The sequence below is a fragment of the Chryseobacterium sp. FR048 genome (genome assembly GCF_056844665.1).
In genome coordinates this window covers 262211-287438 of the sequence record NZ_JBXDSE010000004.1, presented here as the reverse complement: position 1 = coordinate 287438, position 25228 = coordinate 262211, and the positions used below count along the sequence as shown (strand labels likewise).

Below are 25228 nucleotides of genomic sequence, written 5' to 3'. Positions count from 1 at the left end.
CACTTATTTATAATTAACGTTCTTAACGCAGGTGCAGATTTCTACCAATTTGGTTTTTCTAAAAATCCGCTCCAATTCACTTAGGTTTTCTTTCGACTCCAAGACCGTGAAATCAGGAATCTTTAATATTTCCGATACCAGACAACCTGATAAACGTTTAATCTTTACGTTGTCGGCATAGATATCGAGACAGTTTAGTTCTGCTAGTTTATCGGCATCCTTACTGCTCAGTAGTATAAAGTATCGGTCATTTTGAAAGACAAGATCCTCTATCTTAAAAATCATATTGCTTTTAAAATATTTCTTTCTTCACGGTACAGCGTACCGGGAATTTCAGCTATACTCATGCACATACTCTGTTCAGACCAAGGCCATTCATCCAAACGGTATCTCTCGATGTAACCTAACTGTAGCTGTGTAGGAACACGTGGCCTATTTTTCAGAATCCTGATCATGGCAGTAACTTTCTCCTGTTCAAACTTTTCATCGTCAATTGTCCCTTGAACTTCAATTTGGATTTTACCATCTTCTAATTCTGTAAGTGTCTCCACGGTATTAATAGGAATCATTTTTGCCGCCAAAAAATTGGGAAGTTCACGATATCCAATTGTCTCCTCGTCTTTTTTTAACTGATTTCCATGAATACCGGGGAATAGAAGAAGATACGGCTGTGCAAAACGCAAAGCATCCGATAAGTTGTCTGCGTTTTCCAAAAGTTCATTAATACCTGTGATAAAAATATCTTTGTGCGCATCTTTCTTATGTACTTTTACAAGCTCAGGTTTAATTTTTTCCCATTTCCGGCGTATATCTTCCATATTTAAGATAGTATCTAATTGCCCTTTTTCATTTAGTGTAAAAATCAGTTCATTCCTAATCTCATGAATATCCCCCACCCAACTGTACAAGCCAGTGGCATTACTCTGCTTATAGTGGATGGTATTAATTTTAAATGTGGGAACTCCTTTACTCACGGACAATAACTTTACATCGAGACCAATTTCCAAATGATTTTCATTGCGTAAACCCTGAAATTGATAACGCTCTTCCCTGAGGAAAGCATACTTTCTTGTTTTCCCCACATCCTGAATATCGAACTCCATAATTATCCCTTATTAATTTCTACATCTGCCCCTGTAATATTGGTCGGCCCACTTGAATTGATCTTGGAAGATTTGCTATCAACAGCTAAGTCAGCATCGGTCTTGATATCCATGTTGCCATTACTATGAATAGTAAATGTTCCTGCTGTCGCATCGAAACTGATGTTTCCATTGGTAACTGTTCCAGTAATCCCCTTTTTGTCGATGACAATTTTATTTCCGCCAACCTGAAAGGTTATACTTGTCTTGCCGTCAAGCGTAATATTACCTGCTGCGTCCATATTTAAGAGAGATTGTGGCGGTGCATTTTTTTTACCGCCGACATTAATGGAACTATTGCTACCAGCATTAACGCTATGGGCTGTTTTTGCATTTGTTGTGGCATTTCCCGCTCCGTCGAAATGCATGTTTGCTCCGCCCTGATCCTGTAGGTTCATAGAACCTGCACCATTATGAAATTTTAATTCTGCTCCACTTCTACCACTGAAACTCATTACATTATTCCCTTCACCACCACCTGCGCCAACTTTTCCATGAAACATGCCTCCCATAACAAATGGCCGATCGGGATGCAGATGGACAAAATTTACAATAACCTGATCCCCCACTTCTGGCACAGACATAAAGCCACGGTTTTTGCTGACCTTATCGCTACTACCCGCATCGGGAGACATTACACGGATAAATTCAGTTGAATCTTTTCCACGTTGCCAGTCCAGTTGCACCTGCACGCGCCCTTGATTGAGTGGATCTGTATTTGACATTACTTTCCCAAATTGTGGTTCCGCAGTGGGAACAACAAATTCCGGTCTTGGAATGAATCCTGTATCGGATGCAATTGCCTGAAATGAACCATAGTAGTAACCACGAGCATCAACTTCGTGCGTCACTTCAATAAGCATCAGTTTTGTAAAGTATGAAGTTTCGCTACTATCAGCTTTTCTCATCTCGATATCCGCTATACAGCCAGGATGAAGAAACGGAACCGTCGTATTTCCTGAGGTGACAAAAACTTCCGACGCTTTGCTCCCGGCAGTACCTTTCTGCGATGCGTCAATATCCATAAAGGTTGCAGCTTTTATAGGGGCAACACGTAAAGATGGTGTTTGAAAAGTCCGTTCAGAAATCTCATATGCTCTTTTGGCAATATCTGATTTATGGTCAATTTTGCTTTTTCCACCAGCGAACTTTTCATCTTTACTGCTGTTATAACCATAAAATGTTGGATTTACGTGCTGGGCTTTCATTTTGATTTTCACATCAGTCAGATTGCTGCCATAAGTAAGTACAACAGGTTTTTCCTGCGGTGGTAACTGTCCAAAATGAAGGACTTCACCATCATAGAAAAATTGTTCACCATAAGCTTCTGCCATTCTAGCCAGATAGTTATAATGTGTCTCCTCGTACTGACAACTATAGGGTACATTTCCGTAGCGGGAATCAACCCTGAAATCAAATTTGTCGGCGCCTAAGCCTTCTTTGATGACTTCACTTGCTATACTATTTAGACTGATAGGTTTTGATCCGCCGAAACTTTGGATATGTGGCGCCGCATCCAATAATATTGTGGGGCTATAGCCTGTCATGACAAGATTGCCCAGACTTCCTTTTTCCTGACTAAAACCTACTTCTGTAATAACTCCTACAAAATTTCTTTCAGGGCTATTATCTACATCTTTGTATTTAAAGACAATTGTTATTCTTTTTCCTAGAAAATTTTGCGCCTCTTCCAGATTGTGATTTTCCACTGCTCCTAAGGTATCGTGAGCAAGTGTAAGCTCAAACTCATGGTGCTTCACAGCGCTTTGGGTAAGTTTAAAGTGCTTAAAATATTTGATTTCTTTTCCATCGACAAAAATATCGAGCTTCACTACCCTATTGATACCTGCAATTGCATTTTCAGGAATCCCTGCTGCATTAAATATTTTGGAAGTAGGCTGTTTTGCCCAAACTTTTTCCTTGAGAGTGGTGGGGACATTTGGTAATAATGGCTGATTCAGAAACTGCCGCCCCGTGTCGGTTATATTTTTTGCTTGTTTAAGATACTCTTTTTGTGGACCCGGAATTTTAGTAACGTCATCTAAATTGACGTCACTTAACGAATCCAAAACGTTTTTCTTGGATGAATCTATTCCTTTACTGGAGAGATTATCTTCTTGTTGAAACATGATAACATAATTTTTTTCGGTTGTGTTATTTAAAAAGGTTTATCACCGAGCGGTGAATTCAATTACCAAAGCTACAAATTAATAAGCATGTAGTACTTTCACAAGGCTATCATAATAGAGATCTGATAATGGTACGAAAAGAAATTCCGTGGGTCGAAATTACTCTTTAAGTATTAAGATACGCGAACTATTGTTGGGTTGTATTCATTCTTTTTCATAAGCATTTTAATGATTTTGGTTTTGCAATATAATACCTTACAACTTCACGGCAAAATGATTTTGACATTATTTTAAAAATTGTCGTAATTCTACTAATCAGAGTTTTACATGTAAATTTTATGAAATAATGAACTTCAATCCGAGAAAAAGAATGCAAAAAAAATATTTAAATTACCCCACCATACTTATTTCACTATTTCTTCAGTTGTAAACCGCAGACGGATTTATTGGGAAACTGCTTCAATGGCAAGATTCTGATCCAGATCTAAATCATATTTACGTCTTTTTATGAAATCTGCTGGTCCTATTCCATTGATTTCTTTGAAAAGTTTCGAAAAATGATTTCTTGAGCCCATGCCACATTCTTCCGCAAGTGTTTCGATCTTATATTTTCGGTATTCCGGGTCATTATAGAGTTTATCAGTTATATATTTGATCCTTAAATCTATGAGGTATTTAGTGAAATTCATGCCTTTGTATTCGTTCACGATCTGTGACAGATAGAAATGATTAGTATCAAATTTATCCGCCAATTTATGCTGTGTAATCCCATTCTCCCTAAACCCTCCCTTATCCTCAAAGTCCTGTAATTTATGCAGTATTTCTTCTATAACTTTTGGGTCAATTTCAAGTTTATTGCCATCTTGCTTTTCTTCTATTTTAATTGCCATATTAGCGCTATCTCTAGCTTTGATCTTTTGCTCCAGAATGTCATATTTCTTTCGGATTCTTTTTTCTCTTCGTTTATAAAACAGCATGGTAGCAGCTAAAGTGACTGCGACTGTTCCTAATCCCCATTGGGCCACTCTGTCTCTTATGGATTTATCTTCAAGTCGCTTCTTATCTTCTTTCAGTAAACGTGTATCATACTCCTTGCTTATCTTTTTGGACAGATAATTGAAATCTCTGAATAAGACGCTATCTACTTTTAAAAGCTGATTGGTATAATATAATTGCTTCTCTATGCCATTATTTGCTTTGTAATGATCAATCAAAAGTTCATAGGTATCCCGAACTTCGGGAACAATGAAACCATGCTTCTGAAAAATGGAATCGACTTTTTCAAAGTTTCTTAAAGCATGGGGTTCATCCCCCAATTCAAGATAGGATTTCCCCAAATATGAATAGTTTACAGCTAACCATGAAAAATCATTAATTTTCGAAAGTGCTACTGATGAAGCGATAAGTGAGGCGATAGCAGTTGAAAATTCCTTCTTCCGAAACTCGGAAATTCCTTTCTCTTTTATAAAATATCCCGATTCCTGCCTATGTTCGCGGGTAGAACCGATTTCTGTAAGTCCAATGCTAACAATAGAATCGGCTAGTGAAAATTTTCCCATATTTCGATAACAAATAGCCATCTGATGAAGACTATTATAGTTACCTCTCCTAGAATCGTATAGAATATTAGGATCTTGCTGTTTCTTTAGCTCTGACGCAAAATGGTTCCGTGTCTTTATAAAAATGGGCAATGCCTCATCGTAGTGGCCTATATAGCTTTTGACAACTCCGATCAGATAATTTAGCCGGTTCTGATAATAGGGATCTGTATCTTTTGGAGCATACTGAACTGCTATAAGAAACTCATTTAATGCCAATTGGTATTTTTTAAAATGGAAATAGTAAACAACTCCCTTTTCGAGGTATGCAGAACTTACTAACGCCTGTTTGTGGGATAATTTGGCGGCAATGATTGTACTGTCTGCAAATTTAAGTTTTTCAGTACGATCAGCAGAGAATTCGACACCGTCTGCATATCCCTGATACAATTTATCATAATCCTTATCCTTTTTTGCTTCAGCAATGTACTTACGTATGAATGGAAGTGCCCTGAAATCATTCTCTGAGAACACTTCATAATTTTTCCTTATATAATAATACTTACTGTACTCCTCTTGCTGGGCACAGAGAAATTCACAGTGCAACAAACATAAAACAATTATGATATGAAAAGAGGAGAATTTCATAGGTCAAGTTTATATAAAATTAGTAAAAATCGCCAAACCATTATTTATCAAAAACAAAAAACTGCAACATACCATAAAAACATTTTAAAACCCTGATTATCAAATTTATAACAATGCTCAATTTGAACAATTTGCGCATTCAAATTGTTCAACGGGCGCACTAAACAGTTTTTCCGTCTTCCAATGCCCTCTACCTTCGCTCTTGAATTCGAAATAACCGGCCGGGATAATTCTTAAAATTTTTAACAAAATGAAAACTATTATCTCAACAATATTAATCATCGCAGGAGCGGTCATTTTACACTCCTGTCGAGAATCCGAAATAGAGGAACCGTTAGAACTGGGAAAACTGAATATTGTCAACTCAAAAACGGAAATGTCAAAAAATAGCGATACAATTCAAGCAGGAGTCGTTTCCAACGACGACACTGATGAAACGATCAAAGACCCACCGATCAGACATGGTGGCCAATGGAAAACCTCGAAATAATACTCGATTTAAACTGTGTGTGAAATAACTTTTCAACGTAAATCACAAAATACTCAAACCATGCGAACGAAAAACTTGATAGCCGAAACAATTATATTCTTACTCCTACTCATGTGGGCATATACATTTGTCAGTAAGGTCCTTGATTTTGACACTTTCAGAAGGCAGATCAATGGTGCATATCTATTATCGTCTTTTGCATTACCGCTGCCTTACTTTTTACAACTACTGCATTTGTCACTTGTGATACTGCTGCTGAAGAAGTCGTGGAGGAAAATAGGACTTATAACCTCGCTATCTGTCCTGCTGTTATATACAGGATATCTCATCTACATCTTAAAGTTTGCGCCAAGCATACCATGTTCATGTATTTCGCTTTATAGGGGGTTGAACTGGAATGATCAACTGTGGATTAATCTTGCGGTGCTGACGCTAAATATCATTGGTCTGATCATGTTTTCGTATAAAAGCCCACCACACAGTAGTCATGTTCAGACCACGTACTAAATTTAAAACTAATAACCAAAACAGGGGAAGCCGAAAACCTGAAACCCAGAGTAGGCAAAAAACTAAAGTTTAGCTTTTTGATTTATAAAAGCACCAAACATCATGAAATCACTTAGAATTACCTTAGGAGTTGCAGCAATTGCACTAGGTACGTTTACAGCATTTTCATTTGCTCCGGCAAACACAGTGAACGAAGACGAAACAGGAATTTTTTACGTAAATCCAGATGGATCTATGGGTGATGCCTATAATCCGCAACTACATCCATGCGATCCAGGTCCACAAACTTGCGCACGAGAATATGATTTGGAAACTGAGTTACCTACTGGACAAAATGTAATACAAGGAGTTAAGAGACAATAATGATAATTCCTTTGTATAAAAAAGGAAGCTTGCTTCGCACGCTTCCTTTTAAATTTCTACTTTAAGCACTTCTTTATGTACTCCTTGAAACCATCTGGGTCTTTTCCTGGATGAGGAGGAATCCCAACTATCCTACCTTGTTTATCCAAAACGATTAATGTGGGATATGCACCAACTTTTGCGAATTTTATAATAGGATGATCATATCTCCTACCCTCTGTGTAAAGCTGTAATGCACTTTTTATGGAAAAAATGCCTATTCCACGTTTCCAAACGGGTATTTTTTGATCCACACTAATTGAGACAAACTGAATTTTTTCATGCTTTAAAGAAGGTTCAATCTTTTTAAGTTCAGAAACCATCGTTTTACAGGCTCCGCAACCAGTAAACCAAAAGTCCAAAATAACGACTTTTCCTTTTAACTCTTTTAAACTATGATACACACCATTTGTATCTGGCAAGTTAAAATTATAAAAAGGCTTTCCATGTTGTAGCACATCTTCTAGTGTCTTATATTCATTGAGAACATTCTGAAAATGCGGATTATTTTTATTTACATTTGCTACATAAAATTTATAAATGTCTTTAGATTTCTGTCCGTACCAGTTCTCACGAAAGGTGCTAATCGCATTATCGGAAAGGAGATAGTCATTTACGTAGGATATATTTCCAAATTCTTTTTTAACCAAGGAGGCATATTCCAAAGGGTAGTTGTACCTAAATAAATCATATCTTGGACCCAATTGGTGCATATTAGATAAAGAAATATATGCAGGAAGCACGTGAAGCCCACCAAAATAATCTAGTGTTAAGCTATCAAGAAGTGGTGTGATTCTTTTCTTTTGTTTGATAAACTGATTAAATAATGTCGCAACAGAATCGTTATATTGTTGTATTGACTGCGACATTATTGCATCCAAAGTTTGATTAACCAGTTGAGCTTTTGCTAACCTAAAATCTCTGGTATTCTTTTTAGGATGTCTATTAAAAATTGAATCAATAATATCAAGTGATCTATCCACTTCCAGATATCTTTCTGTAATATTTTGTTTATGGTAAGGTTTTTTAGAAAATTTACTTGAAAACATTATTTTTGTAACTTCTTTTGTCATGAGTAATTTTTCCGCACCCTTACCGGTTATTTCCATATTATTTAATCCCGATTTATTATCCCGAAGGGTCAAGTTTAGACTGTCCCCAGGATTGACAATAATATTGAAAGTTCCTGGGACAAATAAAAGACCTCCGACCATATTTGAATAAATGCATACTGTTGTAGTTTCTTTCAGTGGAAAATCAAAATGGAAATTGCCGTCTTTTCTTTCCAAGACATACTCCTGTGCACTATATAAGGCAAATTTGCCATCAAAGATTGGAAACGATAATCGAATAACAGAATCTTTAAAATTTTCAAACTTTATATTTAGAACGGTTCTTTTTTGAGCAATGGAAAACTGTACCATAAGTAAATACAGCATAGTACTAAATAATATTTTTTTCATGATATGTATTAAGTTATGTTGACATATTAGTTCTTTTCTATGCCGTTATAATCGATAATATATTGGGGAATTGGAAATAGGTAACGTTTGTCATTGGGTGGGAGCGTATATACTTTATTACCAACAATTCTTGTCAATGTTTTCGCATAACGAGGATCTTTATTTAAACGTTTAAGATCTTGAAATCGAAGTCCTCTTTTCAATAATTCTTTTCTTCTTTCTTTCAATATTAAATCAAGCGCATCTAAATCTGAACTGGCCGACAACGGCAAGAATTTGCCTTTTATATATCTTTTAATAAGCAAAGTATTGAGCATTTCCATCGCTTTCACTTTATCTCCTAATCTGGCTGCACATTCTGCTCCAATGAGAAAAACTTCATCAGTCGCAGTACCCGATAGATTATTACCAATGGGAGCACCACGCCAAACGTTCTTCCCGTTTTGCTTTCTAAAATATAATAGTTTTCTAAGATCATTATTATCATAAAGATCATACAATTCGTCTGGTATTGAGGAATAGCTATTTCCTGAAGTACCATACCCTGTTGTCATTTCAATCATAATATGCACTTCTTTACTCTTTGACAGAATGGGGTAAGATTCTGAAGGATCAAATGTATTGTAATCATCAAGATAAGAATTTAGGTTTAGTGAATTCTGAGATGCATCAAATGCTTTTTTGTAATCATTCATATATAGATATGTCCTTGCAAGTAATGCATATGCTCCTGAATTTGTTATGTGAGTCGATGAAATCGCGTTTTGAGGTAATAATGTTGCAGCCAAACTTAGATCTTCCGCGATCCGCTGATAAGTTTGCTTTAAACTGCTCCTAAAAATTGGTTCATTGATATCATCATTTATTTTTAAAGGAATGCCAAGATCCGTATCAGCAGTATTGGCGTCATAATATTTACAAAAAGTCATTGCTAGGTTTAAAAATGCTTTTGATCTGTAATACAATGCAGAGCCTTTAATTCGGTCATATAACTCAATATTGCTTGATGTTCGCTTAATCTTTTCAAGTGCTTTTAATGTTACATTACAAGCTTGGATCTGGACATAAGGTAGCTCCCACTCTTCCTGGGTAGTACCATAACCTAATTTAGGAAACACATCTACTGTCCATGTTAGCAATTTACGTTCAAAATCTATCCACAACGAATTGTATTGTTCAAGAGTTACATCAAAATCGTCACAAGATACTTCCATTGCACCTCGGCCGTCGTAAAGAAATTGACTCGAATTCATAAGTAGACTCAAATCATTAAGTGTCGTAGGTATAATAAGTTTTATGTCTTGCTTTTCCTCAAGCCACTCTTTCGAACAAGAAAGCAGAAGAAATAGCAGAGTTAATGGCAACAATAGTTTTATTTTCTTTTTCATAGCAGTCTGATTAAAGGTTACAGTTAAGCCCCAAAGCAAAAGTCCTTACGGGTTTCGTTGTTGGAAAATCAGGGTCTAAATTTTCTTTGTTAGCTTTCCAAATCATGGCGACATTATTTACATAGCCAAAAAGACGTACGTTTTTAAGATGAAGCTTTTGTAATACTTTGGAATCAAGGTTGTAACTTAAGTTTATATCTTGAAGCCTAATATGATCACCTTTACATACCAATATTTCTGAATTAAGATAATATTGATCAGCGACGTTCACTCCCGGATAGACCATTGCTGGAACGGTCGTCGTCAGCTCATCTCCTGGTTTTTGCCACCTTCTATAATAATCGCCATGTGCATAATAATTGCTATAGAGAGAAGAGTACATTATAGAATTTCGTTTAAAATAGTACCCAAAACGATAAGTAATATTAAACGATAGGTTAAAGTTTTTGTAACTAACAGTATTCCGCAAAGCCCCAAAATATGGTGCTAATGCATTACCATGATATACAAGTCTATTCTCAGGATCCTCCGCCAGTTGTTGAGTTATCTGGGCATACTGTGTAGAAGGTTCGCCATCTAAGAAACCTCTAGCTTGACCTGTTTGCGGATCTAATCCTGCCCACGGATAAGAATAAATACCAAACAGCGATCTGCCAACAATGGGATTGTATAACGTTGCGTTTCTAATTATACTATTATCAGCGACAAAATTGGTAAGGCTAGTTGGTCGTTTATAAGCTGTTATTATGTCCTTAGCATAAGAAAAAATTGCCGTTGTTTTCCAACCAAAAGATTCTGTTTGAATATTTATAGAATTCAGTTCGATATCAATACCTTTACCTGTCATATTTGCTACATTCCCACGAAAAGATGCATATCCGGTAGTAGGATCTATATCTCCATTCCCTATAAGGTCTTTTCCTTTACGGTTAAAATATTCAATACTTCCAGAGAACCTATTGTCTTTTGAAGCGAAATCAACGCCGATATTAAACATCCGGTTACGCTCCCAACGAAGTTCATTATTTGGCGGCGTTACAAGATCCGCGTTTGGTAAATTATTGTATAAATTCCTTGAGAGACGGGCAGTTGTATATGCTGTTGTAGTTCTGTCAATGTTTCCACTATATCCGAAAGTCGATCGAAGGCTTAATTGCGAAAGCCATTCCAGATGATAAAAATCCTCTTTGTTAATATTCCATTTGACACCCGTAGACCATAAAGGGACAGACTTTTGATTGGTCTTCACTCCAAAAAGATTGGATTGGTCTATGCGGGCACTAGCAGAAACAACATAGCGGAGATCATAATTATAGGCTCCATTTAAATAGTATGAGCGGATTCGATCAACTGTACCAGAATAGTTATCAAAATTTGATATAGTAGCAGTGCCATTTCTTCCATATTGTGTAAAACGGGTTATATAATCGACTAAGATGCTCGAACCTACATTCGGGTCAAAACCATATTGCCTTGAACTGATTCCGTTAGAATTTGTTTCTCGAACTTCAAATCCAGCAATAGCATTAACCTGATGTTTGTTCCATTTTTGATCATAATTTAATTGAAACCTACCATTCAATGCATTAAGTTCTGTATTTGTATTATCAAGCCGTCCACCCAGTGGAATGTTACGGGTCAAAACCCCATTGTTAATGGTAGTAAATCTATTAATTTGATCACGCATCAAGTAACTGTCCTGATCATAATAGTTTTTTCGTCGACCCAACTGATTTTCGTATTGAAATCGTACTTCAGCAGAGAGAGCTGGAATAAAAGTGTACTTTATGGCTGTATTTAAGCGAAGTTCGGACTGTTTATATTTGTTGTTCTGATAATCCAATTCTTCCAATGGTACAAAATCCCAATTGAGCAGTCCAGCAGTAAGTGCTTTCTCTTTTAAAACATTACTTGCATCTTTAATTACCCGTACAGCATCCCCTTTGTCATCAACCAATCGTGCATACGGATACATTAATTCAGTACCCATATTGTTAAGCATTGAAATTACATTGGATGTAGATTGATTATTCTGGTTGTAAGCAAGACCCACAGAAATTTCCAGTTTTTCTATTGGACGGAAGACCTGATTACTGTTCAAGCTTATCCTGCTGAAGTCGCTGCCTTTTTCAGTATTTTGGTTTTTATCGAATCCTGCGGAAAAATAATAAGTGTATTTATTTGTTCCTCCATTAAAGTTTAGCGCATACTGCTGCTTGATGCTATTTCGATAGAGATACTTGCTCATGTCATCCCGTAGATGATTGTTTCGGAGTGCATCAATCTGGTTGGTGGCTTGCTGTTCCGTCAATATTCCGTTTTTCTGGTCATTCAAAATGCTGACCACAGGTGAATAAGGTCTATTAGCAGCAGTATTGCTGATAATCGTATTGTAGAAACCTTTTTCAAAAAGCATCTTTTCAATGTCAATGAAATCTGTTGGCTTTATTTGGGGGATGTAATTTAAATCAGGCTTCTGCCCGATCGTGACATTGCTCGTAAATCCTATGTTCATGGGCTGGTCTGCTCGTCCCTTTTTAGTCTTAATGACGATCACACCATTACCAGCACGAACTCCCCAGATTGAAGCGGCAGCTGCATCTTTTAAAATATCAATGTCGTCTATGTCGTTCGGATTGATATTGTTGATATCACCTTCATAAGGGAAATTGTCAACAACAATTAGGGGTTGATCGTTACCAAAGATCGTAGCCTGTCCCCTGATGGTTAGCTTTGGGCTACCTGACCTCTCATCAAATAGAATGGACGGCGCTATACCTTTCAGCCTGCTAATAACATCGGTTGAAACCTGCCTGTTAAAGGTGGCATTATCGACCTTGGAAAAAGACCCTGTTGCTCTTTCCTTTGGAATAGATTGATATCCACTGGCAACAACGGATACCTCATCAATAACATTGCTATTGGTTGTCAATGTTATCCGGTCAATGTATTTTGCTGATACCGACATTGGTGCATAGCCTAAAAAGCTGATCTTTAGCTCAGATTCAGCATACTCCGAAGGCAATTCAAAATTTCCGTTGTTATCGGAGTTTGCCACAAAGTTGCTGCCCTTAACCTGAATAGTCGCGCCAGCTAATGGATTGCCCTTTTCATCGACGATCTTTCCTTTTATGGTTTCCTTTTTTTTTGAATTGGAAGTATTCGATGTTTTCCGCTCCTGCAATATGATGATGCCATCCGCAATTTCAAATGCGATCGGTTGGTTTGCAAAGAGTGTTCGTAATGTCTCTTCTAATGAAGCATTTTTCAGGTTTACAGTAATAGGCCCAACTTTTTTCAGTAGATCCTCATTGTAGACAAAATCATATTTGGTCGCTTTCCGAATTTCTGAAATTGCTTTTGACATGGGCGCTTTTTGCAAGGAAAGGCTAATCTGTTGAGCCTGTAAAGCTGTACCGCTGGCAAGCAGTATAAAGAGCGTTGCACTCTTTATACCATTGCGCAGAAGTTTTCTCCTGTGGGAAAACAGATCCACCCACGGCGGAATGTTTTTCTTGTTGGAAAAATCATGTTTTTTCATAGATTTGTGTAGGGTTAAAAAGTAATTTTCGTTGCTGGAAATTTAAGATGTAGACCCGATCGCCGGAGTGCGCTAACACTCCGGCATATTTTCAGGCCAACATATGAAACTATAAATTCTTATTTTTTAATCTGAATCCTCATTCCTTTCGATAGATTAATTTGTAAATCTGTAATTTTTTCAAGTGCATATAAAACACTGGAGAGTTTCTTTTCTCTTGAAATTGTTCCGTTAACCTTGATATTTGGAATATTGTTGTAATCAACGTCAACATCATACCATCGTTCAATTTGTCTCAGGACTTCCTGCAAAGTCGCCCCTTTAAACTGGAACTCATTTGAAGTCCATGCTGTAAAAGGTTCGGTATCTACGGAATTTATGGCAAAACCGTCATTGACTAGCTTAGCTTGCTGGCCGGGAACAAGTATAACAGTTGCCTTGTCACGGCTACTTAACAATTCAACTCTTCCGCTGATTAACGTAGTTCTGACAGAAGGTTCATTGGAATAACTGTTGATGTTAAACTTAGTTCCAAGTACCTTCACCTGCTGGCCATTAGAAGCAACGATAAAAGGCTTTGCCTGGTCGTGCGCCACATCGAAAAAGCCTTCCCCCTGCAATTCAACATACCTGTCTTTATCAGTGAACTTTGTAGGATACCGTAAAGAAGACTCCGCATTTAGCCAAACTTTAGTACCATCGGGAAGTGTTATCTTATACTGTCCCTTACGTGGCGTTGTTAGTGTTGCAAACTGTACCTTATTTGGTGATATGCTCGTGCCATCCATATAGGAAGTGCCCTGCTCATCTACTTTTATAGCTTTTTTATCCCCTGCGAGCGAAAGAACTCTACCATCTTCAAAAGTTAGCGTTGCTTTATCACTTCCCGGAAGAATATCTCCCGATAAGGTAGTTGTTGCGACTTCTGTCGATAAAATCTTGTCTGACTGATAAAATTTATAAAGCCATATGGAAATTGAAATCGTGAAAAGGACTGCTGCTGCTGTCATAAGCCTGAACCAGATGCTCTTTGGCTGTGGCTTGTCAAGTATTTTATTGAATCTTGCAAGTTCATCTTTGGTTGTAGTACCTGATTCTTTCAGTTCGATTAGATCAACAGCCAATCGGTGTTGATCCAACAGCTGTTGGAAAATAACTCTATTGGATTCACTTTCTTCGATCCAGTCCTCCAGGAACTCCCTGTCCCAATACGGGAGCTTTTGTCCAGTAATATACTTATGGAGTAGTTCCGTGATCTCAAATCCATCGAACAATTCTTCCTCTTTCATGTTTCGTATTTATTATAGAAACGGGAAACATAGAGGGCTTGTCCAAAAGAAAATGAAAATATTTTAAATAAAATAACACTGGAATTTTTCAGCTACTTTTGCCGGTAATAAAAATGCTTACAATATCATCGGATAGTTATCCTAGATAGTCCATATATTCATCAAATGTAAAAATGGATAAATTCGCATTGTTCTCCCTACCTACTTTCAGCATGGCCTTATCAGAGGTTACAAAATACAATTTATCATTTTCGATCTTATGCTCTCCGACATTTAACATCAATTGGGTGTCCCACCAAAAATTAGCTCTATTATTTTCAAACATATTGATCTGGCTGTTTATTATATTTTCGTAAACTGACTTGTACAATGCAATATACTCTGGAAAATTATTCACAAATTTAGTGCACAAAAATGTCCACTGAACCTCATCTGGCCTAACTAGTGTAGGATGTTCTAAAGCATAATAATTAAATACTGGCTCTATATACTCTCGTGCTAAAAATTGAGAGAACTCAGCGGATCGGATCTCATTTAAAAGTTTCCTCCGCTTCTCTTTATTATTAGGAAAAACAGCCCAATCTTCCATCTCAGGATCATATTCCTTTAGCTTTGTCAAAAATGATGTCGCGTATAAGTGCTCTGCATTTTTTACGAAACTCTTGGTTTTATTAAGGTTATCTTCCAAACGCTCAAAGATTTCATTGGTGGGAGACGTAGCCAAATCACGTACAATTTCAATAAATGCATTGCCTGTTTGCACTTTCTTTTCACTTGATAATCCAAACATATATTTGGCCACAAGCATTTCTGGTCTAGCTAACATTCTAGAAAACCCATTATCAAAACAATGAAGATACATTGCTTTAATCGCGTTTAAAGACTTTTGAAATAAACTGCTCCCACTTCGGCCCGCGACATGTGCCAAGAGTTCCTGTATGACAATTGGACTAATGGATGCTTCCAGGTTATTTTTCTTTTCCTTTGCTCGGATCTCAAGCATGTAATCATCTAAATCATCAAAACTTAAATCTTTAATTAGGTACCTATATGCATTGGTATCAAATACTACTCTTTCCATTTATTATTGTTTGAAATCATACTTCTCCACGAGAAGAAATTAGGAATTAAAACGCTAAAAATACAGATATTTAACCAAAGAAATAAACTTATTTAGGTAGGAATAAAGGATGGTATACAAGTTAAATGCATAAAAGCAAAAGTGCAATCCCCTTATTGGAAAGGGTCTTTTTCAATATGGAAATAGCCCGTGCCTTCTGGCTGTTTACAGTGCTGACACTAATATGAAATTCTTCGGCGATCTCTTTAGGTGTCATTCCATCCATTAAACTTTGCATAATATTCCGACATTGTTCGGGAAGAAGCTCAATAGATTGACTCAATTCAAGAAGTACCTCTGTATGGATCATTTTGCTCAATATGTTCTCCTCATCGAGTTCCTCTAGCCCCTGCGAATATTTGTTCATCCGATTTAACCGTACCTTCTCTTTCTCAATAACATCAAAGCACTTGTTTTTTGTGGAGATATACAAAAATGCTCTAACACTGTCATAACTTTTAAAGGTTTCCCGTAATTCAAATGTTTTGAGCATAACGTCAAGAACAATCTCCTGTGCATTAGCCTGATCAAAATTGACAAGTAGTCTATGGGCAAAAAAGATCAATGCGGGATGGTAGATCCGGAAAAGTGTATCCATTGCTCTCCTATCACCGCTTTGGAACTTTATTAGCAGTGCCTTTTCTTCGATCTCTTTTCTGGATGTCATAATAAGGCTATTGTTAGAAGAGTAAAGTTAGAAAATATTTATTTCAAAAAAGAAATCTTAAGGTCTGCAAAAAGTAGATTTGTTTATTAAGCGGCATTAATGGTAGTAATAAATCCTGAATAACAGCAATGTTCAGCTCATTATATATCAAAACAGCTTGTTTTCCAGCACTAAAAAAAGCCGAATTATTTGCTTAAATCTAATTTTGATTGCCTCGATACTCAAGAATAGTTAAATTTGTTATTAAGGCAAATACTTCCGTATAATTGGATTGTGATTTCCCTGTAATAAAGCCATCCTATCACCCTAAGATTTTTAAAAGTATATGAATATAATAAAAGTACAGGACTTCAACAGAAAACTTACTGATGAACGACTTCACAATCATAACAGATACCAAAATGAACTGACAACCCTTTATCGGGAGATTATTTCCGGTATGGCTACGGACTACTTTGAGTATCGGAACCATATACCAGCTTTCTTACATAGTTTAGAACAAAATAGTGATCATTCTCTTCCGTATTCCATTGATCTTTTCCTTGAGCTTTATAACAAACTTCTGGGCTCAAAGAACTTTAATTTATTTGACCTCTCTATTATGGATCATAAACCGGATGATCATACAATCAAAATGATGGAGCCGATTTTAGAAGCTTCCTATAAAAAGAAAAAAGAACAGAGGTTATCAGAAAATAATTTTGATATTTCAACAATTTCCGATCAGAATAAAAAAAAGATGGCTACTTTGGTTATCCGGAAATTTCAGAATGATGCCAAGCAATTAAATTGGGATGAAGGTCTGGTTATCTCAAATATATCTCTGGCAGGATTCTTACGTCAAATACTGCTAGCACTCAACAATCCAGAATTATTTTATCATAGCGTTGGGCTTATTGTTGATAGGTTAAGCTCCTCCGAATATTATCAACCCGGACGTGATTTTGCAGAAGAGGTCATACTGTCATCCTATAAAGACGGTATCCCTGAAGCGGGTTATTTTAATAGTTTCCGCATATATTCCAACATTGGTAGCATCCATGCTTCTTTAATTTATATTAATCTTGCTTTAACCTGCTTACTAGAAAAGAAACCGCCGTATTCAGTTAGGTTAACAAGGGAAATTATCTGCCAAAGCTTTAAATTTTTTAGAAATGTTAAATTTTATGAATTTGCCATTGAATTGTATACTGAAATCCCTGCAGAAATCAATTTTCCGGCCTATGAAAGGAGATCTCTCGATCACGGATATTTCACCGTTTTACTAATGATGCATGATCAATCTCTTCCATCGAAATTACTCGATTATCTGCGTACAGAAAGAGAAAACATCTTGGCTGGAGGAATTAACGACGCTACGCCTTGGCTTCTAACCCTATACAATATCAAAAGAACTTACCCATCTGCGGACTTTAGTGCCAGTGGATTTGGTTTTTTTCTTTCCACATTTGAAATGATTGTTCCACCGGAGAACGTTAAAAAATACAAGGATATCATTCATGCGGATTCAGAGGATCTAAAAAAGCATTTAAAGGAATCTCTTGTTAAATTGAATGAAACAAGAAATACAGCAGACTTTGTTTACGATAACAAAACTGCCATCATGATTTCAGAACGACTTATTGACTATAGCACAAAAAAGGAGAATGCTGCAGCTTTCCTTTTGTCCATGGTACTAAAGTCTGATTACAGTATCCTGTTTCAAGAAAAAAAATCAGCCGAACTTGTCCCATTAATTCTACCGGAGATAAATGTTGATGAATTAGAAACACTCTATGATAATACGGAGGAATTTAAAAAGGAACTATCACTCAGTACCGGGATCGCAATGTGCTGGCTTGCCTCTGCGGAGGAGCAATTATCCGAGTTGCAGTTATTTAATGATGTATTTTCATTTCATCTTCTTAAGGACTGGAATCATAGTATATATAAACAATTACTTGATAGTGACTATTTTGTTGATCTTGAATTTAATGATACCGTAAAAGAGAGTCGAAGTATACGACAGGTCTATCCCGAAGAGTATGAAAATGAAGAAATTAGAATGATCAAACAGCTTAGTATTGGAAAGTTGTCAATTCATAATATGGCTCAGGGACTGTATATTGTAAATGATATGGAGCTGGCAAGATTTCCTCATAACTTATTTCTAAATGGCGTAGGCGACTTTATCGCTAAACATATTCCTGTTACTAATGTCCTTTCGACCGAATGGCTTTTAGAAAAAAAGGGAACTAAACCATTACATTTTGATTACAGGAAATCTATCTGGATACCTATTGAAAGTGGAGATATTCCGCTGAGCTACTTATATGGAAATATTGAAAATACGCTGCAAGAATTTTCTTTTGTTGTTCATCAGGAAATACAATTACAAACTCCTCTATCTGCGGAGATCAATATAGTATGCTCGCACGGTGCAAAAAACATTTCCGACACCCAAATGATCTCTCAGGGAGGTAACTTCACATATGACTTAAACACCATCATTGGAAAAGGGAAAATTTTGATCTTCTTTGTTTGCCATTCAGCCTCTATGAAAACAGAGTTTTTCAGGAACAACGTAACGTCTTTGATTAAGAGATTTATTGCTCAGGGCTATGATGCTGTCATCGCGCCATGCTGGGCACTAGATGTTACAGTTCCAAAATATTGGTTACCAGAATTTTTAAAGTCATTTGAAGAAGGTCAAACTGTATCAGAGGCGATGTTCAATGCAAACAAGAAAGTATATGAGCGATATCCTACACCAGCAGCTTGGGCATGTTTACACCTATATGGAAATCCGAATCTAAAAAGAGATATCAATTAACAAAATAATACAAAATCTGAATTAATTTACTCTTTTAACTTGCTATCAAAACCTATTCTTGGTAATCCAATTTCATGTTCCTGAGGATAAGGTGCCCGAAAAGTCATACTCACATCTTCTTTCATACGTTGCTGTGCTTCGTATTTCTTATCCTCATCGTGCGAATATCGTGGATCAGGAATAAATGGCATCTTTGCCATTTTAGTTATTGTAATCGTAGGAAAATGAAAGTCTACTTCTACTATTCCCAAAAGCAGATAGCACCCACCCCCTTGAAATGGATACTTTTCAAGAGAATCTGGAAAATGAGCCGTATCAAAGTAATTTCCATTGACATCGACCCAGGTTCCAAAATACATAGTCCCCCTCTTTGTAGGTACATGCTTACGCGAAATCAGATATGCAAGCATCTTCACCTGCTTTTTATGGTATTGTACAAGGTCATTGGCCATCACAGTTCCTCTGTACTTTGTCTGCAACAGATCAAAGGGTGTGCAAGACACCGGAAAAGATAGAATCTCAATCTCATCAAATGCATCTTCAAAGATGTTCCTTTTCAACTCTGGAAATTTAAATTCCTTCACAGGTTCTTCAAACAACGTTTCAAATCTACGTTCGGGTTTAAAGTCTCCAAGCAATACCCTTGCTTTTAAAAGCAATTCATTCTTCGGTACAGCAGTAAACCGAAATGCCCCAATAAAAATCAAAATCTGCAATGTTTCTATACCAATAGGTATTCGTTTGATAAAATCTTCAATGGATTTGTATTGTCCATTTCTTCTCCTTTCTTCGGGAATCAATTGTCCGAGTCTTGATTCAACTTTTTCAAGATGCATAAATCCCAAATAGATCTCATCGCCATAAATCGTAGCTTGGTGCTCACTCCTGTTTACACATGGATTCATAATCTTTCCACCAGACATCCTTGCTTCATGAACATACACCTCCGTCCGGTAAAAACCACCCATATTATTGATAACTGACACCATAAACTCCAACGGATAGTATGCTTTCAGATATAAACTCTGATAACTTTCTACAGCGTAAGATGCAGAATGTGCCTTGCAAAATGAGTAGCCTGCAAATGATTCAATCTGTCGGTAAATCTCTGCACTCAGTTCTTGCGGGTGTCCCTGTTGTCTGCAAGATGCAAAAAAATCGTCTTTTACTTTTTGAAGTGCCGAAAGTGACCTACCTTTTCCGCTCATTGCCCTTCTGAGAATATCACCATCCGCTGCGGATACTCCCCCATAATGCAGCGCAATCTTAATAACATCTTCCTGGTATACCATGATGCCATAGGTATCACCGAGTTGCTCTTCAAAAACTTTATGGAAATATTCAAACTTATCTGGATTGTTGTGCCGAAAGATATATTCCCGCATCATGCCGCTCTGCGCCACTCCTGGACGTATAATCGACGATGCTGCCACCAGCACTTTATAGTTGTCACATTTTAACCTTCGCAGCAGCCCGCGCATCGCAGGACTTTCGATATAAAAACAACCTATTGTCCTTCCCTGGCTTAAAAACTCATTGCATTTTTCTTCATCCTTGGAAATGTTAGTGTCTTTGATGTTTACCTTAATTCCTCTTTTCTCTTCCAGAAGCCTAACTGTATCATTGATTGTACCCAGCCCCCGCTGGGATAGGATATCGAATTTCTCAAATCCAATTTCTTCTGCCACATGCATATCCCATTGCACGATCGGAAATCCCTTGGGCGGCATTTCCAGTGCGGTAAAATTTGTCAGGGGTTCTTCAGAAATAATAATCCCACAAGAATGCATGGAACGCTGATTTGGAAACTTTTCTAAGAGCTTTCCATACTTCTGAACTTGCTGTACTATCTCATCTCGAAATACTCTTTCAGGATATTTCGACAATTCATCGAGTTCCTCTTTCGGTAAACCAAACACCTTCCCTACCTCCCAGATAATAGATCGGTACTTAAACTCAACATTCGTCCCACAGAACGCAACGTAATCTTTGCCGTAACGGTCAAAGATATACTCCAATATAGTATCCCGATCCTGCCAGCTCCAATCGATATCAAAGTCCGGTGGGCTTTTTCGGTTCTCATTTAAAAACCGCTCAAAATATAGATCGAGTTCCAAGGGGCAGATATCGGTAATACCCAGACAGTAAGCGACAATACTATTCGCACCACTGCCCCTACCAACATGCATAAGACCCACACTATTACTATACCTGATAATATCCCATGTGATCAGGAAATATCCACTGAAATTAAGTTCATCAATAACTTTCAATTCCTTTTCGATCCGCTGTTTTGCCTCTCCGTGACTTTTCCCATAACGTCTTTCCAGTCCAGCAAAAGCTAACCGTGTTAAAAGCCGCAGGTCATCTTTCTTAGATCCTGTATAAAATTTTCTATTGCGTGGTGTTTCGAATGTAAAGTCAAAACCGCACTCCGAAAGAATTACAGTTGTATTCTGGATAATTTGCGGATAATTCCGGTAGTCATTTAAAATTACTTGTGGTGATTTTAAATACGCTGTTTTCGAGCAAATTTCGCTTTCTGGTAATTTAGAAAGCAACATATTATTATCAATAGACCTCAAAATCCGGTGCAGATTGAATTCCTTCTTCGTGCTGAAAGTCACAGGGTGTAATATGACCATTTTGGAAATCAACCTTTGATATTCTTTGCGGATCAACATATTTAGCTCTCCCTCCTGAATTCCAATATATTCATTATCATTAAGCTGTTCAGGTCTGTGAGCATTCAGTGGATAAATGATAAAACAGTTTTCAAAATCTGGTCGCTCAGGTAGATCGATACCATCGCAATTATAAGATGTTAGAGCCCGATTTACCTCTCCTATTCCGGTAAACTCTTTTGCAATGACAATATAGAGCAATTCATTCCCCTTACGTATCTCAACACCAACGATCGGCTTTATTCCTTTCTCTTCACATTTTTTCTTAAATTCATAAATGCCCGTAATCGTATTGATGTCACTAAGAACAAGCTCTTTAATACCCATTGCGGATGCCTGGCATACAAGATCGTCAATGGATAACGTTCCATAACGTAGGCTGTGATAGGAATGACAGTTCAAATACATAGTTGAGCAATTAGCGTGAAAAATTAAAACCCACGGCTCTGCCGACCGCATCTTTTCCGAAACGATTCTTAATATTATCCATTGCCTGATACAAGCTGATGAGCTCAGCATTATCCTCAAATAAATTCATCTGATAACTACCATGGACAAGATCAGTAAATCTTAAACCCACTAAACGGAGACGCATCCTTCGCACATATACTTTATCAAAAAGTTCAAGCGCAACTCTTGCCAAAGTGTGATCAGATGATGTATAGCTTACACGGCTCTGTTTGGTTTCGGTATCAAAATTTGAATACCTGATCTTAATTACTACGGTTGCTGCCAACCATTTTTCTTGGCGAAGCTGATGGGCCAACTGTTCGGCCATTCCCGAAATAATACTTCTAACTTCATACACATCCATCGTATCGCTATTAAAGGTTCTTTCTTTTGAGATTGATTTTCTCTCTGAATATGGTACGACAGGAGTTTCATCAATTCCATTGGCTTTCTTCCATAGATCAACACCATTCTTTCCGATCATCTGTTGGAGCACCTCAACCGGCATTTCTGATAACGTGCCTATAGTCCTTATTCCAACTCTTGAAAACAGCTGAAAAGTTGCATTCCCTACCATAGGCATCTTTTTGATCGACAAAGGGTTTAAAAATGAATGAACGCCTACTGAAGGTATCTCCCGATGACCGTGAGGTTTGGATTCCCCCGTACCAATTTTGCTCACTGTTTTATTTATTGACAAGGCATAACTGATCGGAAGTCCTGTTTCTTTTTCAATTCTGGCACCTAACTCATTCGTCCATTTATATGCCCCAAAAAATTTATCCATACCGGTAAGGTCAAGATAAAACTCATCGATGGAAGCTTTCTCCATTACCGGTGCGCTTTCTTCAATAACTTCTGTAACAGTATGGGACATCTTACTGTACAATTCCATATCGCCCTTCACTACTTTAGCCTGTGGGCAAAGACGTAGCGCCATTTTCATTGGCATGGCGGATCTAACGCCGAAAGTTCTTGCTTCATAACTACAGGAAGAAACCACACCGCGGTCTCCTCCACCAATAATCAATGGGATACCATTAAGCTGTGAGTTTACAAGCCGCTCGCAGGAAACAAAGAAGGTATCTAAATCCATATGTACGATAGACCGATTCATGTTTACTAAATTATTTAGCAAAATTGAGAAGATTTATCACAATTTATATTACTTTTGTTGTGATAAATTGTCACAAAATGTCAACACTCTCTATTCTAGCGGATAACATAAGGTATTTGCGACTTAAACAGGCACCTAATCTCTCACAAGAAAAAATTGCTGAGAAATTGATGATTTCCAGAGACTCATACGCAAAATATGAGACTGCGAAATACACTCCTCCTCTGGATGTATTGTTAGCTATTTCCCGCTATTATCATATCAGTACAGATCTATTATTGACTGTTGACCTAAGAAAATATAAACTGGAAGAAATGCTCAATCTGCCGGATAACAGAATACTGCTTCCTATTAAGACGGACTCATTAGGGGAAAACAAGATAGAAATAGTTCCTTACAAAGCTAAAATGGGCTATCTTAAAGGATATGCAGATCCTGAATACATCGAGGGGTTACAGACAATGTCTCTTCCATTTCTAAGAAATGGTAAGTATAGGGCTTTTCCCGCAGAAGGCGATTCTATGCCCCCTTACAAAGATGGCACGTATGTTATTGGAGAATACGTAGAGCGTATTAGTGATATAAAATTAGGTAAAGTTTATCTCCTTATCACACGCACCGATTTTATATTTAAGCGGATAGAAAGCATAAATAAAAAGTCCATCACTGTGAAATCAAATGAAAGCTTCTATGAAAACTATGAAATTCCTTTTTCTGACTTATGGGAAATCTGGCAACATGCTGGCAGCTATTCACCCCAGGAACTTGAGATTATCGACTTTGCAAGTGAAGATGTAAAATCAATGTTATTGAGATTAATGCAGGAAATAAAGGAATTAAAGGCAGCTATAAAGAATTGAGTGAATTTAGGAAAACAATCGGAAGCCTGTCACCTTAGGAGACTTCCGATTGTTTTTGAAGATAACTGTTGCTATTCACTTTCATATTTAACCCAGGCACAGCCTGAAATATAAACTGCAAATTCGGTATCCCCAATGTGGCAGATCGTGAACTCGTCTTCCCTATCCGTATTGAATTTTTTAGTAAATTCTACACCCCCAAAAATAAACTTTTTATTCTCTGGGAGCGATCCTAGCGTTATTTCTTTCGTCATTATCCCAAAAATAATAAACAAAACACAGAGATTTTACGGTTTACCGTAATTCTTTGAAATAATCAGATTTATATTTTGATCAGCTTTGATATAAAAGAAATATCCGAACTTTTAACAATGACCCTAACGCCAGAAGGATATTCAATCATGACTGGAGTTTCAGCATAGTTAGAATCTCCTTCCACTGTATTCCCATTCATTAATTCATTTCTCACAATCTCAAGTGTATGACTTTGCGGCGAAATTGGCTCATGAAAGGTTTCAGGGGCTTTCACTTGAACAGATAACATCGAATCGGATACACCATGTTGTTCCAGATATGGATTGATCGGTTTTACGGTCTCCTTGTGCTTTAAATATGCAAAATAGCTATATGGACGTGGTGTAAAATTCAAAAGCCAGGCCGCCATTTCTATAGCTAGTTCAGAAGTATTCTTATCCTTTTTCAGGAAGTAAATTAAAGGCTTAAATTTTGCCGGATTAATCATTTTAACTTCCAAAAGCGAAACCTCGTCCTTCATTGACTTATCCATGAAATTTTTGAGTGTACGCATATCATAATGGTTCGTAATTTCCATGTAGCTCATGATACACTCATTTCTAACCTTCGCTGGAGTTAAGTACAGCATATTATTTGAAATTATCCCCTGTTCTTTGAGTATCAAATAATGGTTTCTTACAGCATCTCTATATTCATTCGTCATAATTTGAATTATTTATATGTCCT

General features: G+C 37.1%; 19 protein-coding genes. 5 read left to right on the top strand and 14 right to left on the bottom strand.

Annotated elements, in window-relative coordinates; all coding sequences use genetic code 11:
* Nucleotides 1-3 precede the first annotated feature (3 nt).
* From AC106K_RS13785 to AC106K_RS13770, 4 genes are all read right to left on the bottom strand, one after another.
* On the bottom strand, nt 4-285 hold the full coding sequence (locus AC106K_RS13785; protein WP_123861430.1) for a hypothetical protein: 282 nt from the start codon (nt 283-285) through the stop codon (nt 4-6).
* Nucleotides 282-1103: a hypothetical protein gene (locus tag AC106K_RS13780; protein WP_123871785.1), complete on the bottom strand. Its 822-nt coding sequence runs from the start codon at nt 1101-1103 to the stop codon at nt 282-284. Before AC106K_RS13780 ends, AC106K_RS13785 begins: the two co-directional genes overlap by 4 nt.
* A 2-nt stretch (nt 1104-1105) precedes the next feature.
* Nucleotides 1106-3271: a type VI secretion system Vgr family protein gene (locus AC106K_RS13775; RefSeq protein WP_123871786.1), complete on the bottom strand. Its 2166-nt coding sequence runs from the start codon at nt 3269-3271 to the stop codon at nt 1106-1108.
* 443 nt (nt 3272-3714) lie between these two features.
* A complete protein-coding gene (locus AC106K_RS13770) occupies nt 3715-5343 on the bottom strand; it encodes a helix-turn-helix domain-containing protein (protein WP_164466470.1) in 1629 nt (542 codons plus the stop codon).
* A gap of 364 nt (nt 5344-5707) precedes the next feature.
* Between AC106K_RS13770 and AC106K_RS13765 the strand changes: the two genes are divergently transcribed.
* From AC106K_RS13765 to AC106K_RS13755, 3 genes are all read left to right on the top strand, one after another.
* A complete protein-coding gene (locus AC106K_RS13765) occupies nt 5708-5947 on the top strand; it encodes a hypothetical protein (protein WP_123871788.1) in 240 nt (79 codons plus the stop codon).
* Nucleotides 5948-6007: 60 nt separating this feature from the next.
* Nucleotides 6008-6454 carry a MauE/DoxX family redox-associated membrane protein gene (locus AC106K_RS13760; protein WP_409013204.1) on the top strand — a complete coding sequence of 149 codons (447 nt, stop codon included), beginning with the start codon at nt 6008-6010 and terminating at the stop codon, nt 6452-6454.
* 102 nt (nt 6455-6556) lie between these two features.
* Entirely contained in the window at nt 6557-6817 is a 261-nt protein-coding gene (locus AC106K_RS13755) for a hypothetical protein (protein WP_123871789.1), read from the top strand.
* A gap of 56 nt (nt 6818-6873) precedes the next feature.
* Here the strand turns inward: AC106K_RS13755 and AC106K_RS13750 are convergent, their stop codons facing one another.
* From AC106K_RS13750 to AC106K_RS13725, 6 genes are all read right to left on the bottom strand, one after another.
* Complete coding sequence (locus tag AC106K_RS13750; protein ID WP_123871790.1) at nt 6874-8319, bottom strand: TlpA family protein disulfide reductase; 1446 nt, start codon at nt 8317-8319, stop codon at nt 6874-6876.
* A gap of 26 nt (nt 8320-8345) precedes the next feature.
* Complete coding sequence (locus AC106K_RS13745; protein WP_123871791.1) at nt 8346-9707, bottom strand: RagB/SusD family nutrient uptake outer membrane protein; 1362 nt, start codon at nt 9705-9707, stop codon at nt 8346-8348.
* A 10-nt stretch (nt 9708-9717) separates the two neighbouring features.
* On the bottom strand, nt 9718-13248 hold the full coding sequence (locus AC106K_RS13740; protein WP_123871792.1) for a SusC/RagA family TonB-linked outer membrane protein: 3531 nt from the start codon (nt 13246-13248) through the stop codon (nt 9718-9720).
* A gap of 119 nt (nt 13249-13367) precedes the next feature.
* Nucleotides 13368-14372 carry a FecR family protein gene (locus AC106K_RS13735; protein ID WP_482446087.1) on the bottom strand — a complete coding sequence of 335 codons (1005 nt, stop codon included), beginning with the start codon at nt 14370-14372 and terminating at the stop codon, nt 13368-13370.
* 301 nt (nt 14373-14673) lie between these two features.
* Nucleotides 14674-15618, bottom strand: a complete 945-nt coding sequence (locus tag AC106K_RS13730) for a hypothetical protein (RefSeq protein ID WP_123871794.1) — start codon at nt 15616-15618, stop codon at nt 14674-14676.
* Nucleotides 15619-15739: 121 nt separating this feature from the next.
* A complete protein-coding gene (locus AC106K_RS13725) occupies nt 15740-16324 on the bottom strand; it encodes a sigma-70 family RNA polymerase sigma factor (protein WP_123871795.1) in 585 nt (194 codons plus the stop codon).
* A 325-nt stretch (nt 16325-16649) separates the two neighbouring features.
* On the opposite strand from AC106K_RS13725, the gene AC106K_RS13720 reads away from it, so the two are divergent.
* Nucleotides 16650-19136, top strand: coding sequence for a hypothetical protein (locus tag AC106K_RS13720; RefSeq protein WP_482446085.1), 2487 nt, complete (start codon nt 16650-16652; stop codon nt 19134-19136).
* A 26-nt stretch (nt 19137-19162) separates the two neighbouring features.
* Here the strand turns inward: AC106K_RS13720 and AC106K_RS13715 are convergent, their stop codons facing one another.
* Together AC106K_RS13715 and dinB are read right to left on the bottom strand one after the other, a co-directional pair.
* Complete coding sequence (locus tag AC106K_RS13715) at nt 19163-22228, bottom strand: DNA polymerase III subunit alpha (RefSeq protein WP_123871797.1); 3066 nt, start codon at nt 22226-22228, stop codon at nt 19163-19165.
* A gap of 10 nt (nt 22229-22238) precedes the next feature.
* Complete coding sequence (dinB, locus tag AC106K_RS13710; RefSeq protein WP_123871798.1) at nt 22239-23387, bottom strand: DNA polymerase IV; 1149 nt, start codon at nt 23385-23387, stop codon at nt 22239-22241.
* A 77-nt stretch (nt 23388-23464) separates the two neighbouring features.
* Here dinB and AC106K_RS13705 point away from each other — a divergent pair, with 77 nt between their 5' ends.
* Complete coding sequence (locus tag AC106K_RS13705) at nt 23465-24247, top strand: XRE family transcriptional regulator (RefSeq protein WP_123871799.1); 783 nt, start codon at nt 23465-23467, stop codon at nt 24245-24247.
* Nucleotides 24248-24318: 71 nt separating this feature from the next.
* Here AC106K_RS13705 and AC106K_RS13700 read toward each other — a convergent pair whose 3' ends face one another.
* Both AC106K_RS13700 and AC106K_RS13695 read right to left on the bottom strand, forming a co-directional pair.
* Nucleotides 24319-24501: a hypothetical protein gene (locus tag AC106K_RS13700; protein ID WP_076351056.1), complete on the bottom strand. Its 183-nt coding sequence runs from the start codon at nt 24499-24501 to the stop codon at nt 24319-24321.
* Nucleotides 24502-24569: 68 nt separating this feature from the next.
* A complete protein-coding gene (locus AC106K_RS13695; RefSeq protein WP_482446082.1) occupies nt 24570-25205 on the bottom strand; it encodes a hypothetical protein in 636 nt (211 codons plus the stop codon).
* Between the last annotated feature and the right edge of the window lie 23 nt (nt 25206-25228).